General features: G+C 56.7%; 18 protein-coding genes and 2 tRNA genes. 12 read left to right on the forward strand and 8 right to left on the reverse strand.

The features are described 5' to 3' along the window. Window positions 1-4: 4 nt before the first annotated feature. A complete protein-coding gene (gene iorA / locus MOV14_RS07025) occupies window positions 5-1915 on the reverse strand; it encodes an indolepyruvate ferredoxin oxidoreductase subunit alpha (RefSeq protein ID WP_318536619.1) in 1911 nt (636 codons plus the stop codon). Between iorA and MOV14_RS07030 the strand changes: the two genes are divergently transcribed. Together MOV14_RS07030 and MOV14_RS07035 are read left to right on the forward strand one after the other, a co-directional pair. Continuing rightward, the gene (locus tag MOV14_RS07030) at window positions 1906-2310 is read left to right on the forward strand and encodes a hypothetical protein (protein ID WP_318536620.1); all 405 of its coding nucleotides are present in this window, start codon (window positions 1906-1908) and stop codon (window positions 2308-2310) included. The genes iorA and MOV14_RS07030 overlap by 10 nt on opposite strands. Then, complete coding sequence (locus MOV14_RS07035) at window positions 2307-3179, forward strand: hypothetical protein (RefSeq protein ID WP_318536621.1); 873 nt, start codon at window positions 2307-2309, stop codon at window positions 3177-3179. Before MOV14_RS07030 ends, MOV14_RS07035 begins: the two co-directional genes overlap by 4 nt. An 11-nt stretch (window positions 3180-3190) precedes the next feature. Here MOV14_RS07035 and MOV14_RS07040 read toward each other — a convergent pair. Then, window positions 3191-3262, reverse strand: a tRNA-Ala gene (locus MOV14_RS07040). A 113-nt stretch (window positions 3263-3375) separates the two neighbouring features. On the opposite strand from MOV14_RS07040, the gene MOV14_RS07045 reads away from it, so the two are divergent. Further along, entirely contained in the window at window positions 3376-5091 is a 1716-nt protein-coding gene (locus MOV14_RS07045; RefSeq protein ID WP_318536622.1) for a glutamate--tRNA ligase, read from the forward strand. On the opposite strand, the gene MOV14_RS07050 is transcribed toward MOV14_RS07045, so the two are convergent. Beyond that, on the reverse strand, window positions 5078-5482 hold the full coding sequence (locus MOV14_RS07050) for a Trm112 family protein (protein WP_318536623.1): 405 nt from the start codon (window positions 5480-5482) through the stop codon (window positions 5078-5080). The genes MOV14_RS07045 and MOV14_RS07050 overlap by 14 nt on opposite strands. Before the next feature lie 266 nt (window positions 5483-5748). Here MOV14_RS07050 and MOV14_RS07055 point away from each other — a divergent pair, with 266 nt between their 5' ends. From MOV14_RS07055 to MOV14_RS07070, 4 genes are read left to right on the forward strand one after another with little or no spacing between them, the layout of a single operon-like run. Next, a complete protein-coding gene (locus MOV14_RS07055) occupies window positions 5749-7086 on the forward strand; it encodes a phosphomannomutase/phosphoglucomutase (protein WP_318536624.1) in 1338 nt (445 codons plus the stop codon). Window positions 7087-7115: 29 nt separating this feature from the next. Further along, complete coding sequence (locus MOV14_RS07060) at window positions 7116-7445, forward strand: V-type ATP synthase subunit F (protein ID WP_318536625.1); 330 nt, start codon at window positions 7116-7118, stop codon at window positions 7443-7445. Next, the gene (locus tag MOV14_RS07065) at window positions 7427-7777 is read left to right on the forward strand and encodes a hypothetical protein (protein WP_318536626.1); all 351 of its coding nucleotides are present in this window, start codon (window positions 7427-7429) and stop codon (window positions 7775-7777) included. The genes MOV14_RS07060 and MOV14_RS07065 overlap by 19 nt, the downstream gene beginning before the upstream one ends. Before the next feature lie 5 nt (window positions 7778-7782). Further along, the gene (locus tag MOV14_RS07070; RefSeq protein WP_318536627.1) at window positions 7783-8418 is read left to right on the forward strand and encodes a V-type ATP synthase subunit E; all 636 of its coding nucleotides are present in this window, start codon (window positions 7783-7785) and stop codon (window positions 8416-8418) included. Here the strand turns inward: MOV14_RS07070 and MOV14_RS07075 are convergent. Next, complete coding sequence (locus MOV14_RS07075; protein ID WP_318536628.1) at window positions 8415-8705, reverse strand: V-type ATP synthase subunit F; 291 nt, start codon at window positions 8703-8705, stop codon at window positions 8415-8417. The two genes, MOV14_RS07070 and MOV14_RS07075, sit on opposite strands and share 4 nt — an antisense overlap. A 50-nt stretch (window positions 8706-8755) precedes the next feature. Next, entirely contained in the window at window positions 8756-9613 is an 858-nt protein-coding gene (locus MOV14_RS07080) for a class I SAM-dependent methyltransferase (RefSeq protein ID WP_318536629.1), read from the reverse strand. 35 nt (window positions 9614-9648) lie between these two features. Between MOV14_RS07080 and MOV14_RS07085 the strand changes: the two genes are divergently transcribed. The 4 genes from MOV14_RS07085 (at window position 9649) to MOV14_RS07100 (ending at window position 13656) form a co-directional block, all read left to right on the forward strand. Then, on the forward strand, window positions 9649-11127 hold the full coding sequence (locus MOV14_RS07085) for an amidohydrolase (protein ID WP_318536630.1): 1479 nt from the start codon (window positions 9649-9651) through the stop codon (window positions 11125-11127). 86 nt (window positions 11128-11213) lie between these two features. Further along, window positions 11214-11305 (forward strand) — tRNA-Ala (locus tag MOV14_RS07090). Window positions 11306-11430: 125 nt separating this feature from the next. Further along, window positions 11431-13356, forward strand: a complete 1926-nt coding sequence (acs, locus tag MOV14_RS07095; protein WP_318536631.1) for an acetate--CoA ligase — start codon at window positions 11431-11433, stop codon at window positions 13354-13356. A gap of 42 nt (window positions 13357-13398) precedes the next feature. Beyond that, on the forward strand, window positions 13399-13656 hold the full coding sequence (locus tag MOV14_RS07100) for a winged helix-turn-helix domain-containing protein (protein ID WP_318536632.1): 258 nt from the start codon (window positions 13399-13401) through the stop codon (window positions 13654-13656). On the opposite strand, the gene MOV14_RS07105 is transcribed toward MOV14_RS07100, so the two are convergent. The 3 genes from MOV14_RS07105 to rnhB form a co-directional block, all read right to left on the reverse strand. Next, complete coding sequence (locus MOV14_RS07105; protein WP_318536633.1) at window positions 13651-15258, reverse strand: xylulokinase; 1608 nt, start codon at window positions 15256-15258, stop codon at window positions 13651-13653. The two genes, MOV14_RS07100 and MOV14_RS07105, sit on opposite strands and share 6 nt — an antisense overlap. 82 nt (window positions 15259-15340) lie before the next feature. Continuing rightward, complete coding sequence (locus MOV14_RS07110) at window positions 15341-15946, reverse strand: acyltransferase (RefSeq protein ID WP_318536634.1); 606 nt, start codon at window positions 15944-15946, stop codon at window positions 15341-15343. 31 nt (window positions 15947-15977) lie between these two features. Further along, the gene (gene rnhB, locus MOV14_RS07115; RefSeq protein ID WP_318538147.1) at window positions 15978-16613 is read right to left on the reverse strand and encodes a ribonuclease HII; all 636 of its coding nucleotides are present in this window, start codon (window positions 16611-16613) and stop codon (window positions 15978-15980) included. Between the two features lie 252 nt (window positions 16614-16865). Here rnhB and MOV14_RS07120 point away from each other — a divergent pair, with 252 nt between their 5' ends. Beyond that, window positions 16866-17393, forward strand: coding sequence for a nicotinamide-nucleotide adenylyltransferase (locus MOV14_RS07120; protein ID WP_318536635.1), 528 nt, complete (start codon window positions 16866-16868; stop codon window positions 17391-17393). Window positions 17394-17401 lie beyond the last annotated feature (8 nt).

Below are 17401 nucleotides of genomic sequence, written 5' to 3' on the forward strand. Positions count from 1 at the left end.
CCCCTCACCCCTCCTTCGGCTGAATGGCTTTAGCCGGGCATATCGCAGCGCAGACCCCGCAACCGGTACACATGTCCTGCAATATCGCGACTTTCCCATCAGTATCTCGCACGATAGCTGGGCACGCAAACCTGTCAACGCATATCCCGCAGTTGATGCACTTCTCCTTCACAACGGTGTAACGCTTGAAGGACTCTCCTCTACGCCTCCTCTCGCGTAGCACGAGAAGTGCGCAGGGCCGCCTGGAGATCACCACTGCTGGCTCACCCGTCTCTTTCAAGAACTTGAGGGCACGCTGAACCGAGTCTCTCACAGCGGTAACATCGTACGCGTCGACCGTCTCCACAAACCTCACTCCCACGGCTTTCGCGATGTCCTCGATGCGCACGGTAGGCCTCTGCTCGCCCATCGCCCCTACTCCAGAGCCAGGGTGGGGCTGGTGGCCCGTCATAGCAGTCACGCCGTTGTCCATGACGATGACGAGCAGGGGTGTTTTGTTGTAAACGGCGTTGATCAGCGCCGGGATTCCCGCATGGAAGAATGTGGAGTCGCCGATGAACGCTATAACAGGCTCGCTGCCGAACCTCGCGATCCCGAGCCCTATCCCTATAGATGACCCCATGCTCCACGTGAAGTCGGCCATCTGGTAGGGCGGGTAAAAGCCCAGAGTGTAGCAACCAATGTCGTTAGCGTACACCGGCTTCACACCTGCACGCTGAGCCGCAAGCTTAACAGCGTAGTAGGTGGACCTATGGCCGCAGCCTGGGCATAGGACCGGGGGTCGCCTCGGGAGCTCCACCAGCGGGACTGGTGCTGGAGGAGCCTCGTAGGGTATGCCTAGGATCCTCGATATGCCCGCTTTCACAATCTCCTTGTTTAGCTCCCCGACCCGCGGGAGGACGTCCTTACCGTGAATTCTCGCAGGCATGCCTTCATCGTATGCGAGAATCTTCAACTGCCACTCCAACACAGGCTCGAGCTCTTCCACCACGACAACCTGCTTGTAGGAGAGCGCCTTCAGCGCGAGCCCGCGAGGTAGAGGGAAAACTGAGGCGAACTTGAATACAGGCAGCCTGACGCCCAGCTCTTCAAGAGCTTCCTTAACGTAGTTGTAGGCGACGCCTGAGACCACGATGGCGGTGTCTTCCTCACCCTCTTCAACTGAGTTGAACTTGAAGTCAGAGAGGTGCTTGGAAAGCTCTTCAAGCCTCTCAAGGACCTCTCTGTGCTTCACCAAATTGTAGGGAGGTAGTAGCGCCCACCTCTCGGGGTCTCTGTGAAACGAAGCCCCTCTACCATGCCTCACTAACTCGCCGAAGACCACGGGGGATCTGCTGTGGGCGAGCCTCGTCGTTGTCCTGAGGATCACGCTCATCCGGAACTTCTCCGATAGCTCGTAGAGCTCCCTCGTAAGGTCCTTGGCCTCCTGCACCGTGGATGGCTCAAAGACGGGGATGTTGGCGTGTATCCCGTATATCCTGTTATCCTGCTCGTTCTGGCTACTATGGGCGTTCGGGTCGTCAGCGCTGACGATCACGAGGCCGCCCACGACTCCTGTGTACCCGAGGCTCATGAGAGGGTCAGACGCCACATTCAACCCTACGTGCTTCATGGCGACGAGCGCCCTGAGGCCCATCATTGACACACCTATACCGACCTCGAGCGCCACCTTCTCGTTCGTGCTCCACTCAACGTAGATCCCATAGTCCCTTGCAACCTCTGCCAGAGACTCGACTATCTCTGTCGAGGGAGTTCCCGGGTAAGCTGTAGCTGCCGAGATACCAGCTTCCAGCGCACCCCTGGCGATCGCCTCGTTCCCCAGCAGAAGCCTCCTCTCGCCGGGGCCACCGGAAATAACAGCTTTCGCCACAATCTTTAAGTCGAGGCTGAGAATTAAACCTATTCGTGCAAACATCCATAGCCTTCACCTACCTACAGGCTGAAAAAATCACAGAGCCACCCCAGGGGCCGCTAAACGTCAACATGCAGCTCAACTTCCCATTAAACGTTACAGCCACCGGAAACCAGCTTACGGCGGAGTTCATAGCCAGCGTCGAGAGCGCACCCCCCGTCTTCTCGGTGAAGGTGAAGGGAAAGTTCTCAGCAGTCGGTGACAGGTCCGAGCTGGAGGAGCTGAGCTCCAAGCTCCTGCGCGGCCCCCCTGACCCTCAGCTCCTGCAGCTCGTAACATCAATGGTTTTCTTCGAAGTGATGCTCCTACTGAAGGAGCTGGGGATCCCACCCATGCTACCGATCACCCCGCCCCAGCAGCCATCACAGCAGCCTCCCGACACCTTCCGGCCTCTGTGAACCCCATGCTCATCGAAGCCGTTTACGGCGAGACTTGTCCCGGGAACGTGTTCTCGATTACCCCATGGGGGGAAACCCCTCCCTGGGCTTACGCGCCTGAGTGGCTTATCTCAGAGGCCCTCAAGCACGACGTGGGCTTGCGCAAGCCTGGGAGATTGACTGTGCTCCTAGCCGATGCCCCAGGGCCGCACACCGTCCACAAGGCCGCTGCAGTCGAGCCGGATGACTGGTGGGAAGTCCTGCGAGTAGCCCTTTACATGGCTAAGCCGAAGCCGAGCAAGAGCGTGCAGCTCTTACCCTTCGCACCCGCCACGTCCGCGCTGGCCGCGCTTGGGCAAAAAGAGGCGTGTATTCACGCAGAAAGCCTTACAGCCGACTATCTCCACTCGCTCATTCACGCTCTCTCCTCTTCGGGCACGGAACGCCTCGTTTTGGTGAACCCGCCGCAGTTCAGCCTGTGGCAAAAGCTCAGAACTTCGGGTGTCACTGGTTACTCGTTTGCTAGGCACTTGGCTCTTCCCCGCGCGCTCCAGTTGGGTGCTCTCAGCAGGAGCAGATATAATCTCCGAGAGAACGAAGCGCTCGGCGCTGATGTGCCGCTCTTTAAGTCTCCGGTGATTTTCCGAGAGCAGAGCCTCGTCAAGTATGCGTTTGGGGACGAGTCGGAGCTGGCCGTGGCCCTGCTGAGCGAGCTGGAGGCGAGTGGGGGCGTGATGAGCCACAGAGCGTTCATGGACACAGCGTCGAGCTTGGGTCCCAGCAGTAGAGGCATTGCTCGACGGTTACTGTTGTACGGTTACGTGGTCTTTAGACAGGCGCAGGTGGAGCTAACGCTGAAGGGTATCTTCGCCTTAAGCGAGGTAAAATAACAGGGCAGAAGTGGACCGGCCGGGATTCGAACCCGGGACCTCCCGCATGCCAAGCGGACGCTCTCCCACTGAGCTACCGGCCCTTGCAGACCCAAGGAGTTATGGTTATGGTTGCCTTATAGGCTTTTCGCCGTAAACCGACGAGGAGCATGCGAAAATGTTTAGTAGATGCTGGTCCCCCTAAGTGCGAAGGCTCATGGAGCTCGATATTCACCGGATTGCCCTTAAGTACGCTCTAGCTAACGCTGTGAAGTACGGTGGGAAGGCCGATGTAAAGGCCGTTGCAAGCAAGGTCTTCGCGGAGGTTCCAGAGCTGAGGGCTAGGGCTAGGGACGTCGTCGCGGTGGTCAGAGAGGTCGTGGAGAGAGTTAACTCGATGACCCTGGAAGAGCAGGAGAGAGAGTTGAGGGACGTGTGGCCTGAGGCCTTTGCCGGGGGGAGAAGGGAGGAGAGGAGGGGTCTACCCCCGTTGCCTGGGGTGGACGAGGTTGGAGGAGTCGTCGTAACCAGGTTTGCCCCGAACCCTGACTTCGTGCTTCACCTCGGTAGCGCTAGGCCAGCGATCCTGAGCTACTACTACGCGAAGGTTATGTACAAGGGCAAGTTCATCCTGCGCTTCGAGGACACTGACCCGAAGACGAAGCGTCCGATGCCTGAAGCCTACGACCTCATCAAGGAGGATCTGAGGTGGCTCGGGCTTAGCTGGGACGAAGAGTACGTGCAGAGCCAGAGGATGGAGATCTACTACGCTCACGCGAAAATGCTCATCGAGAGAGGCGGGGCGTACGTCTGCACGCACTCCAAAGACGAGATAAAGAGGTATCGGGACGCCGGCTTGCCCGATCCCTGCTCAACGCTACCTCCGGATGAGCACCTCGAAAGGTGGGAAAAGATGCTCGCCGGGGAGTACGGTGAAGAGGAAGCGGTTCTCAGGGTAAAGACAGACCCCGCCCACCCGAACCCCTCTGTCAGGGACTGGATTGCCTTCCGCATCATAGACACGAAGAAGTACCCGCACCCGTTGGTCGGAGACAAGTACATCGTCTGGCCAACCTACAACTTTGCCTGCGCGGTGGACGACCACCTGATGGGGGTTACCCACATCCTGAGAGGAGAGGAGCACGCCGTCAATACGCTTAAGCAGGAGTACGTGTACAAGCACCTCGGGTGGAAGCCGCCAGTAGGTATACACTTCGGCAGGCTCAACCTTGAGGGCATGATTCTGAGCAAGTCCGTCATAAGAAAGGGCATCGAGAAAGGGCTCTACGACGGGTGGGATGACCTGAGGCTTGGGACCCTCATAGCTCTCAGAAGGAGGGGGATACTGCCTCAGACAATATGGGACATGGTCTTCGAGGTTGGGATCAAGCCTTCAACCGCAACTATAAGCATCGAGAAGATCCACGCCCTGAACAAGAAGTACCTCGAGCCGATATCGAACAGGTACATGTTTGTTCGAGAGCCTCTTCGCGAAGTAGAGCTCAGAGGGCTGCAAACCCCTGTCACAGCGGAGGTCGTGGTCCACCCATCGTACCCCGAACGCGGCAAGCGCAGGATCCAGTTTAGCGAGCCGCGCGTCGTGGTAGAGAGCGACTCGCTCGCCGGAAGAAACGAGGTTAGGTTAATGGGCCTTGGAAACTTCCGGGTCGTTGACGGAGGGAGTACTCTAGAGTTCTTAAACAACGATGTTGGGTACGCTAAAGAGAGGGATCTTCAGATTATCCAGTGGGTCCCCAAGGAGGACAACAATCCTGGTCGCATCCTGAAGGTTGAGGGCGACACTGTAAAAGTTATAGCAGGCCTAGGAGAGCCGGCGACCCGACAGCTCAAAAGGGAAGACAGAGTCCAGTTCGTAAGGATAGGTTTCATCAGAGTGGAGGAGCCCGGACTCTACGTCTTTACTCATGAGTAGGTTGCGAGAGGTTCCAGGGCTTTCCACCCATCACTATTTTCTCGGGTAGCTTCTCTCTCACGCTCTCGAGGAACTTCAAGTCACTCTCCTTTTTACGAAGGTTATCCGGGAGGATTATCGGGATCTCGTCTTTGATCGGCCACCACCTGCCGCACTCGGGGCAGTACAGGACACCTGTCTTCACCTCGTACTTGATGCACTCGTCGCACCCTGGGTCAGAACCCTTAAGCTCCTCAACCTTTACTCCCTTAAACGCGCAGTAGAGCTCGCAGGCGGGCTTGCTCTTGAAGGTGAAAGTCCTCTCGTATCGGACTTTCTCGATCACGTAGAGCTCAAGGGGGAAATGCTTGTCGTAGGGGCACGCCAACAGATCCATTAAGCGGAACTTCATACACCCCCTGCAGGTCGCACAAAATATATAGGTATTTTGGTTCCCACAAGCCCCCTTAATAATCATCTTTCTTCGGCCTCGAGTTCGCCCTACAGTGCAATGTACTGCTCGGTTGGTCTGCCCCGAGGAGTAGATGGGGGCGACGAACGGTTGCAACAACGCAGGTCGACACGGGGGAGAAGCAACTAAAAAATAGTAAGAAGTAACTTTTACCACGATTACCCACTCAGAAACGAATATTAGGTCGAGTAACCGTAGGCTTTCCTGTGGCATTACCCACTAATATTTTCAGGGCATACGATATTCGAGGAGTATTCGGGAAGGACCTCACACCGGACGTTGTAGCCCTAATAGGGGCCGCTCTTTCCAACCTGGAACGCGGGGACTACTGCGTCTGCCACGACGTCAGATTCAGCTCTCCTATACTCGCGCGGGCACTGGCGAGCGGTCTGATGGGCGCGGGGTCTAATGTCGTCGACTCGGGTGTCGGGCCCATCGGAATGGCTATTTACGCCTCGAAGCACTTGGGCTACCACGTTGCTTACATTACGGCCTCACACCTCCCTCCTGAGTGGAACGGCATAAAGATGTTCAGGCCTGGCGGAGAGCCGATATGCCTGGGGGACATAGAGAGGATAAGAAGCTTGCTCGAATCGGGGGTGATGTGGGCTGGCTTGAGCGGCTATGGTTCGCTGCGTGCAAGGGAGATTCTCCCAGAGTACATCAAGTTCCTTCACAAGGTTGGAGGTCACTCCGGAGGGCTTAGGGTGCTCGTCGACTGCGGGAACGGCTCGGCCTCTCTCGTGGTCCCAAGGCTCCTCAGAGACTTGGGCTATGAAGTCATCACGGTGAACTGCGACGTAGACCCACGTTTCCCGGTTAGAGGTAGCGAGCCCACACCTGAAAACACTGCGTACATGTCGGCTCTGATCAGGGACCTAAAGGCGGACATAGGGGTCTCATTCGACGGGGATGGGGACAGGGTGATATTCTTCGATGAGACAGGGTCGCCCCTGGCGCCCGAGCAGGCAGCTGTGGTGATGCTCCGCGCGATGGGCAGGGCAAACGTCGCCGCTAACGTTGAGTGTTCAAGCGTGGTTGACAGGGTTGTAGCCGAGATGGGAGGCAGGGTCATACGCGTCCCCGTAGGCAGGATATTCATGATCCTCGACGCAGTTAAATCCGGGGCTGAGCTGGGCGTGGAGAGTAGCGGGCACTTCGTGACTTACAACGGCGTCAACTTGGACGACGGTGTGCTGTCTCTGCTCTTCATGCTTGAGGCGGTCGAGAAGCTGGGGGGCCCCGTCTCAAGATACCGCGTGGCGATGCCCCCTACCAAGAAGCTTAAGGTGGATGTTCCCGACGAGGAGAAGTTCAGAATCGTAGAAGCCTTAAAGAACAAGTACTCTGCGGAGTACGATAAAGTTACCACAATAGATGGAGTGCGCGTGGACACCGATAAGGGCTGGTTCCTCGTAAGGGCTTCAAACACGGAGCCGGTGATAAGGGTCACTATAGAGGCATACAAACCGGAGGATCTCGGGCTCATTGAGAGAAAGGTACTGAGAGATATCGAGGAGCTGATCAAAGGAAAAGATAAATAACGACGTGTTTTACGTTATCGGGATCGCCCGTGAGCATAGTCGCCATTGGCGCGACAGAGACCGTGGACCCTTTGAGGCTTCTGGGATTCGAGGTTATCAAGGTGGGCAAGAAGCCGAACGCCGAAGAGGTCGAGAATATAGTTTCGAAGATCCTCGAGAACAGGGTGGCTCTCCTGGAGGGCGAGATCTACTCCGCTGTTAGAGAACGCCTCAACCAGGTCACCTCGATAATGAAGGAACCGCCACTTGTCGTGGTAATCCCATCATCCGACAAAGCGTCCACTAACCGCCTGGAAGAGTTATATAGCAGGCTTTCGCTAGCCGTAGGGGTGAGGCTCAAATGGGTCACGAAAGGTTAAGAAGCGCTGCTTCGTTGACGGATGAGCTAGACATCAGGGTAATACTGGAGGAGCAGAGGAAAGCCGAAGCCCGTGTGGCTGAGGCCAAGAAGATCGCTGACGAGATTATCGCAAAGGCGCGCGAGCAGGCTAAGCTGATGCTTTCTAAGGCCCAAGACGTAGCCCTAGACGAGAGCGTGAAAAGAATGCTCGAGGAGGAGTTGCGCAAGGTTCAGGAGAGCCTGGATGCCCTTGAGAGAGCTGAGCGCCAAAAGCTGAAGATGGTGAAGATCGCCCTGGCGAAGAACGAGAACGAGGTACGGAAAGCCCTGCTTGAAGCTCTCCTTAGGTGATGCGCATGAGCACGAACAAAAGCCTGATGGAGGTGCTGATCGAGGAGCTCAGGGCTGCTGCCGAAGAAGAGAGCCGCAGAATTTTAAAGGAGGCCGAGGAGCAGGCCCAGAAAATACTCCAGGAAGCCGCTGCAAGAGCAGAGGAGATAAGGGCTCAGAGGATTAAGCAGCTCATCGCTGAGGCGCGCCAGAAAGCTGAGAGCGAGCTAGCGCCGAGGAGGCTTGAGATAAGGCGTAAGTATTTGGCAGAGAGGTACAGTTACGCCCTCAACTATCTTGAGAGCATGCTGTCCCAAGTGGTGCGCGAGCTCAAGCAGAACCCCGAGTACTACGACATATTCCTTTCTCGCAGGCTCGAGGAGGCGATTCAGAGTATGCGTGCCTCCAAGCTGGTCGTACACCCGTGTACCGGCGACTCCCAGAAAGTCCACAAGATAATCAGAGAGAAGTTGACCGCTCTCTCAAAGCTGAAACCTGACCTCGAGGTGTCGCTAGGGGAGGAGGTGGAGTGTAGCGGGGGGATAATCGCGGTCTCCAGCGACGGGAGGGAGTACTATAACGGAACGCTTGAGGCGAAGTTGACTGAAATAAGGGAGAAAACGTTCCCAGAGCTCCTAAGCACGCTCCTAAAGCTCCGCTAAGAGTTCACGGGCTTCGGAACCCGGTTTGTCTCAAGCTCGACGATCGCTGGGAAAGGATTCCGGTATTTTATTTCGGAGAGCTTGCTCTTTCCTATCTGATTGGCAATGACGTCATCGACTAGCAAAAGGTCCACGTCCATTTTCCTAACAACCTCGTCTATCACCTTGAGGGCTTCCTGAGCCCCTGAGACTACGTACACCTTGTCCACGCCACTCTTGAGCATAGCCTTCTCTAAATCGCTTAGCACTACCGCACCGATCCTTAACTTCATACCAGTCTTAAACACCTGGTCCACCCTTAAGGCAGAGCGTTGCGTGGCAATAGCTTATCGCGGCTTTATATTCTTCGGCTCAGCAAAACGTCGAAGGCCAGCTTGTACACTCTCGGCGCGTATGGGGAGACGACACGCGCCTCCTGCAACTCTGCTTTGAAGCCGTGCTCCTCTGCCGATTTCCTAACGATCTCGAACCCTCTTTTGAACAGATCGTCTTCACGGTCCCAGTAGTAAAAGTGAAGGACACCCCCTTCGCGCTTGAAGCACGCGAAGGCTTCGCGAAGGTACATGTAGGCGCCCTTCGGTAGAGGCATCACGACTCTATCAGCCTTGCCAGCGAACTTCGGTGCCTCCTCGCGGACATCGCCTAGAACCGGCACAACCTTCCCCTCGAGCCTGTTAAGCCGGATGTTCTCCACCATGTACTTGTATGCGACGGGATTGATCTCGATGGCAACCACTTTATCGACCAGCGGCTGCTTTTTCGCGATGGCAATTGCGAAGGGGCCTACCCCAGCGAACATCACGACAACGAATTCTCCGGGCTTAACCTTGCTAGCGACCCTCTGCCTCTCGGTAGCCTCGCGGGGGGAGAAGTAAACTTGCGTCACGTCGAGTTTAAGCAGGTAGCCGTGCTCCTTATGCAGGACCTCCCTCACGCTTTCTCCGCCGATAAGCTCCAGCTCACGTACCCTGTACTCGCCGGTCCTCTCCCCGAGTTTCCTGTACACCGCTCTAACGTTCTTGTGCAGCTCCATTATCTTCTCCGCGATAACCCTCTTGTACGGCTCAAGCTCCTCAGGTATCTCGACGATCGCGACGGCTCCAGCCCTAGAGCCTACTATGTCGAAGCTGGATGGAACGAGTTTCAAAAGATCCCCGGGTATCAGATCCTTGAGCAACTCTCTTAGGGATGGCACAGTTTTATATAGTGAGCTGCGCTAAATACCCTACCATGCGCCTAGCCCTGGTTAACGTGTCTTACCCCCTCAACGATGACGTGGACAGCATCGTTTTCTCCCCGGGGAAAGGGGTCCTCTACGCGGGCCGAGAGGAGGGGGTGAGGAGGTTCGAGCCGGTCAAGACGCTCGATGTAGATCAGAGGTTGGTTGTTCCCGGCATGACGGACGCTCACATGCACCTTTACTCCACCGCTGTAAGCCGCGGTAGGCTAGACCTCCGGGGTGTTCGATCCCTGGAGGAGCTGAGGGAGCAAGTGAGGAGAGCGGTATTATCGGCTGGCAAGGGGGAGTGGGTGGTAGGTAGGGGCTGGGACCAAGACAAGATGTCCGAGAAGCGCTTCCCCACGCGCTATGACATCGACGACGTCTCGAGAGACAACCCGGTACTCCTGGTGAGGGTGTGCGGGCACGCGGCCCTTCTCAACACAAAGGCCATGGAGATCCTCGGGTTGCTTGAGCCAAGCGTGGAGGGCGGGAAATTTATCCACGTTGAGGACGGTAAACCCACGGGGATAATCTTCGAAGACCTCGTCGGGTACGCTTTATCCAAGATTCCGCCGCCCCCGGCGGAGAAGGTAAAGAGCCTGGTGAAAACTTTGCTCTCTGAGTACCTTTCCTATGGGGTCACTTCGCTTCACTCGATGTCCAGCTCGCGATCCGAGCTCGAGCTGGTAAAAAGCTTGAAGGAGAGTGGGGAATTTATCCAGGAGTACAGGGCGTACATTGACTACCAGTCGTTCCTCGAAGGCGTCCACAGCCATTACCCTGACCTTGTTCAGGGAGTGAAAATCTTTGCCGACGGAAGCTTAGGCGCCAGGACGGCTGCCCTTCGGGAGCGCTACAGCGACGGCGAGACCTCCGGGAGCCTACTGCTGACCGCTGAGAAAATAGCCGAAATAGCCGCCGAGGCAGCGGGGGAGGGGCTGGAGACCGCCGTACACGCTATAGGCGACCGAGCTGTTGAAGAAGCCCTGAAGGCCTCCCGGCGTGCCGCGGGCAAGCTCCGAGTAGAGCACGCCTCGGTAACGCCCCCCGACCTCCTCGAGGCCATAGCAGAGTTGAGACCAAGGATTTCGGTTCAGCCGCACTTCGTGCTCAGCGACACGTGGATCGCTGAGAGGCTGGGGGAGCGGACGAAGTGGGTTTACACGTACAAATCCCTGCTCAGCACCGGGGCCACCGTAATGGGCTCCTCCGACTCCCCCGTGGAGCCAATAAACCCCTGGCTCGGGATCTACGCCGCGGTGCACCGGGGCGCACCCGAAGGATTGGCGATACACAACTACACGTGGTTTGAGGGCCTGAGCTTCGAGCAGGCATTAACCCTCTATGTCTCCGACCCTTCGTCACGCAGATCGCTAGTCGTCCTTAACGTCAGGAGCCCGCCGCGCTCTCTGCAGGAGTTTCAGGAGGTGAGAGCAGAAGTGGCTTTACTTCCAACCGGTCTAACTCACGTCAGCAAAGACCAATAATATCATCTTTCAAACTGACGTGCTGTCATCATCGAGGATCTATCTCAGGAAAAGAATAAATAACGTTAACTCTTTGGGCAGTTTGAGGGCCGGTCGTCTAGCGGGAGGATGTCGCCCTTGCAAGGGCTCCGCGCCCCAAGCGCGGCGGAGGTCCCGGGTTCGAATCCCGGCCGGTCCACTTTACCGAAAATTTTTACAAATGGCTTACGCCGGCTCCATCTCCTATGCCCGCGTATGTTTTGTAATGATAAATGCACGGGAATGCTATTCAGTGACTGTCTTAATCGTGTTTGTTGATCAACGATGGGTGTGCTTCCGGTAGAGCAGAGGAAGGTCCTCACGACTAGACTCGAAGAGCTCAGGACTAAGGCGCTTGAAAACCCGGAAGAGTTCTGGGACGAGCACGCCCGCGCGCTGGAGTGGTTCAGGATTTGGGACAAAGTGCTGGACGACTCCCAGAAGCCCTTCTACAGGTGGTTTGTCGGGGGGAAGATCAACGCCAGCTACAACGCGCTGGATAGGCACGTCAGGACCTGGAGGAAGAACAAGGTCGCGCTAGTGTGGGAGGGTGAGGATGGCGAGGTAAGGAAGTACACGTACAGGGACTTGTATGTGGAAGTTAACAGGGTGGCTGCTCTCCTCAAGAACTTCGGGGTTAAGCCTGGTGACAGAATAGCTCTCTACCTGCCGATGATCCCAGAGCTCCCGATCTTCATGCTCGCTGCCGCCAGGATCGGCGCTGTGCACACTGTGGTGTTCTCGGGATTCAGCAGCGACTCCTTGGCCCGAAGGATCAACGACTCGAGGGCCAAGCTCCTCGTGACAGCCGACGGAGGGTTCAGGCGGGGGAAAGTAGTGCCGCTTAAAGAGATAGCCGACAAGGCGTTGGAGCAGACGTTCTCTGTCGAGAACGTTATCGTTGTTAAGCGCGCGGGGGTGAACGTGAACATGGTTGAGGGGAGGGACTTCTGGTTCCACACCCTAATGGAGGGCATAAGCAGGAGTGCGTACGTTGAGCCCGAGAAGCTGGACGCTAACCACCCGCTATTCATCCTCTACACATCCGGTACCACCGGTGCTCCTAAGGGAATCTACCACAGCACGGGGGGCTACTTAGTCTGGGTCTACTGGACGCTAAAGTGGGCTTTCAACCCCAACGATGAAGACGTGTGGTGGTGCACAGCCGACATCGGGTGGATAACAGGTCACAGCTACGTGGTTTACGGGCCTTTAATGCACGGCCTAACAACCGTGATGTACGAAGGGGCTCCGGACTACCCAGCCCCCGATCGGACATGGAGCATCATCGAGAAGCACGGAGTCACCGCGTTTTACACTTCGCCAACCGCGATCAGGATGTTCATGCGCTACGGCAACCACTGGGTTGAGATGCATGATTTATCGTCGCTCAGAATACTCGGCAGCGTCGGGGAGCCAATAAACCCCGAGGCCTGGGAATGGTACTTCAAGGTGGTGGGCAAGGGCAAGTGCCCCATCATCGACACGTGGTGGCAGACAGAGACCGGAGGCTTCATGATAGCTCCTACCGCGGGCATCGACCTAGTTCCCTTAAAGCCCGGCTCTTGCACCCTGCCACTCCCGGGCGTTGATGCGGAGGTTCTAACGGAAGACGGCGCGGTGGCTCCTCCAAACACTCAGGGCTACCTGGTGGTGAGGAAGCCCTGGCCCGGCATGCTGCTGGGCGTATGGGGCGACCCTAATCGCTACATCGAAACGTACTGGAGCAGGTTACCGGGCTTCTACTACCCGGGCGACTACGCCATGAGAGACGAGGATGGGTACTTTTGGGTTCTCGGCAGGGCAGACGAGGTTCTGAAGGTTGCGGCGCACAGGATTGGGACGATGGAGCTGGAGAGCGCTCTAGTCTCGCACCCGGCCGTGGCTGAGGCCGCTGTAGTCGGGAAGCCCGACCCTATTAAGGGAGAAGTCCCGGTAGCGTTCGTGGTATTGCGGGAGGGGTTTACGCCGAGCGTTAAGCTCGAAGAGGAGCTAATGAACCTCGTCTCGGAGACCATAGGGCCGATTGCAAAGCCCGCTAACATCTTCTTCGTGCGAAAGCTCCCTAAAACAAGGAGCGGTAAAATAATGAGGAGTGTCATAAGGGCGATCGTGAAGGGGGAGCAGAATCTGGGTGATGTCACCACTATCGAAGACCCCTCCGCTATCGAGGAGCTGAAGATGATTGTGGGGAACTCGAGAAGTCAATGAAAATATTTATCTTCTCTTGCTTCCCCTCTCTTCTAGTTGATAATGCGAGTCGACCTCATAGTGATCGCCCGTATACTCGACGCGCTCTACAGTGAGGGTAGGATGAAGAAGACCCACCTCCAGATGGCGAGCAGGCTCAACTACCCGGCTTTTACCAGATACCTCGGCTGGCTGGAGGAAAAGGGGCTTCTGCGCGTTGTTGAGGGGGATGACGGGGAATACATAGAGCTGACGCAGAAGGGCAGGGAAAGCTACGAGAGGGTTGTTGTCTGGCTCAAAGAGTACGTGGGTAGGTTATGACTCGAGCTTTAACAGCAGGTGGACAAGCTTCTCGATGTCCCACGGTGGAGTGACCACCGGTACTTCGGCTAACTGCGAGACCTCCTTAAAATAGTCGTTAAGGACCTCGGCGAGCCTCTCGTAGAGGGAGTAGTAGCGACTGTAGATCTCCACGGCGCCTGCCTCGGGCTTGATCCTCACTCTCTCCTTGAAGAACAACTTCGCCGCCTCTCCGTAGCTGCCGACGGCCCCGCTGGCAACCGCCACCAGCATGGCGTCACCGCCGAGGGCGGCGTCCAGTAGCTCCGGCAAAACCACCTCCAGGCCTGTGACGTTCGACTTAATCCGAGCCCACGTGGGCGACTTCGCACCCCCGCCCATCAGCACGAGCTCCGACGGCTTTATCTCGAACTCTCTCAGAACCTCTAGGATCTTCCTCAACTCGTAGGCGACCCCCTCCATCATGGCTCTGAAGATGTGGGCCCTCGTGTGGAACACCGTTAACCCGAAGATGACGCCCCTAGCGTGGGGGTTCCAACGCGGACTCCGAGCACCGGAGAAAAACGGTAGGACTATTAAGCCGTTGGATCCGGGTGGAACGTACTCGGCCTCCATATCTAGGTACTCGTAGGCCCTGCGCTTGGTTGAGCTAGCCAGCAGGTTAACGCCCTCAGCGAGGTTGTCCCGGAACCACCTCAGTATAGCCCCAGCGGTCGACATACCAGCTTCAAGGGCCCACGTGCCAGGTATAGGCCCAACCCCCACAGAGAACCTCATCTTTGGGTCTAGGCGCGGCTCCCTGAGCAGGGTTGCCGTAGTCGAACCAGTGCCCGTAGACTCCTCCACTCGGCTGGGGTCAAGGATACCCGCCCCGAGGATCTCGGCGGTCCTGTCCCCCGTCCCGGCTAGCACCGGCGTGCCTGCCCTCAAGCCGGTCAAGGAGGCAGCTTCGGGTGTAACTTCGCCGGCGACTTCCCAGCTAGGTAGCGACTCCGGGAGGAGGTCAGCGTACTCGCCTAGCCCGAGGTCTCTTATCAGCTCGTCATCCCAGCGCTGGGAGTGTATGTTGAAAAGCATCGTTCGCGACGCTACAGTGTGATCTGTGACGGTTACCCCGGTCAATCTGTAAATAATGTAGTCTTTAGGCTGCAGGCCCACCTTAGCCCTTTTAAGAAGCTCGGGCTGATTTTCCTTGAACCACAAGAGCTTCGTTGCGGTGAACGTTGCGTCGACGACTAGACCCGTTTTCCTGTATATTTCCTCTGGGTTGATCCTCTCCTTTATTTTCTCGGCTTGCGGCGCGCTCCTCCTGTCCATCCAAATTGGAACACGTCCGAGGCTACGCCCGCTCTCATCTAGGAAAGCCATGGTCTCCCGCTGGCTGCTTGCGCACACACCTAGAATACTCCCAGGATCCACCCTCGACTTCTTGAGGACACCTCGAACTACCTGCACTGCAGTGTTCCACCAGTCATCCGGATCTTGCTCCGCCCACCCCGGGCGCGGGAAGTATGTCGGGTACTCCTGCCCCTCTAATGCGAGAAGCTTGCCGGTTACGTGAAACAGGGCCGATTTAACAGTGGTTGTGCCAACGTCTACGGCTAGAATGTACTCCTTCTGCATCGTGTGTAAATCGCGTCCGCTATGAGATAAAGAGTAGTTACTATGCGCTTTTATTCAATGACACATTTATCGGTAATAAGCTTTAACCGCTAGCTTTTCCAGCGGTTTTGAGGTGCTCCTTCTTTATAGCAACTTCTCGACCGCAGTGGGAGCACCTGAAGATAACGCTCTCACTAGTCTCACCAACCTTCTCTTTAAGCGGCCTCCCACAGTAGCACACGAAGCCTATGAGGCGGGCCGGGTTCCCCGCGACGAGACCGTGAGGTGGGACGTCTTTCGTTACAACGCTCCCGGCGGCGACCATGGCGTACTCGCCTATAGTGACTCCGCACACGATCGTAGCATTGGCCCCTATGCTTGCCCCCCTCTTCACGACTGTGGGAACGACCTCCCAGTCGGTGGAGAATGCTCGAGGGTACTTGTCGTTCGTGAACACCGCATACGGTCCCACGAAGACGTCATCCTCGATGACCACGCCGCGGTAGACGGACACGCCGTTCTGTATTTTCACCCGGTCCCCCACCACGGCACCAGCGTCAATGTACACGTCCTTACCTATGTTGCAGTTTCTCCCAATGCGCGCCCCGGATCTCACGTGCGCGAAGTGCCATATACGCGTCCCCTCCCCCACCTCCGCGCCCTCCTCTACTACCGCTGTGGGGTGCGCGTAAAAGCCTCTTTGGCTCATAGGTAACCCCCTCCTTGTTCCCCAAGGGATACTACTTAAGGTTTTTCAGAGTGCTCCAGGACCTGCGGACTATTGGAGGTAGTGCCCCCTTCCTCTCAATCCACATGGCGACGAACCTGAGGGTCTTTGGATCCGATGGGTACCCTGAACCGAAGTCGCCGTAGATCTTCTTGAGCTCGCTCACTATTCTCTCGCGCTCGGCCTTAGCGATGATCGAAGCTGCTGAAACTATAATGTACTTTCTGTCTGCGTGGTTCTCGGCCACAACCTCAACTCCTCCGCCTATCAGCTCAGACAGCCTCCTGCCAAACCTCTCCGGTACCGGGTCAGGGGAGTCCACGTACACTTTCTCGACGGGAACCCTTTTCCTCGCCTCGAGCACCAGCTCAGCCATGACCCTAAGCTCCAGCTCGTTTAAGCTCGCGAACCCTACCCTCTGCACAGCCTTGTCTATCTCGTCCGGAGGGACAACGCGCAAAGCGGAGTATTCTAGGATGCTGTCTAAAGCTCTCCGTATCTTCTCCCGGCGTCCCGGGGAAACGAGCTTTGAGTCTTTAACGCCCAAAGCCTCCAGCCACTTGAGCTTAACAGGGTTGGCACACGCGATCGCGACAACCATTGGCCCTATGAGAGGCCCCCTACCCGCTTCGTCGATACCTGCAACCACGCTCAAAGCTCAACTCCTAGATACGTAATCCATGGTACTTTTTAGTTTTTCACCCGTTTTCTTCTGTGTTCGACTTATGCTTTCTCTCACTCCCGAGGGTTGGAGAAGATGTTGTGGGAGGGTTTCGAGCTACATCCGTGGCCCCCTCGACGCTTAGCGGTCACAGCACATATGAAGAATTATAACGCTCCTCCCTGGAACCCCGAGGGGGCAAGACCACACCCTTTTTAGCTCCGCAGGCCTATCTACTCTGTGTTCGGTAGGACATTGTTCCCAGGACGTTTCCAACCTGTTCACAAAGGACACGTTGAAGCCTTACGCTGGTTACTCGGGATCAGCGAGGAGGTGATCGTGCTGGTCACGGCGGCGCAGTACAGCTTCACGTTCGAGAACCCCTTCACCGCCGGGGAGAGGATTACGATGCTGAGGCGCGCGCTCAGAGAGGTTTGGGACAGGCTTTACGTGATTCCCTTAGACAACATTCCCGACAATTCTCTCTGGCTAGACTACGTTGAGAAGCGTGTACCTGGATTCGAAGCCGTCTGCACTGGCAATCCCTTTGTGGAGCTCCTTGCACGCGCTAAGGGATATGAGGTCGTGAGGCCGCCAAACTTCGATAGGGAGCTTTTCCAGGGAAGGCTTGTGAGGAGGCTGATCGCAGAGGGAGGTAAGTGGGATGAGCTTGTCCCAGTGGAGGTTGCCGAGTACATTAAAAGCATAGGAGGGGAGGATAGACTGCGCCTGCTGGCTTCAACCGAGAACGTCGTGTTCAAGCTCTAGCTCAGGCA

It is taken from the genome of Infirmifilum sp. NZ, from assembly GCF_022693705.1.
Taxonomy (GTDB): domain Archaea; phylum Thermoproteota; class Thermoprotei; order Thermofilales; family Thermofilaceae; genus Thermofilum.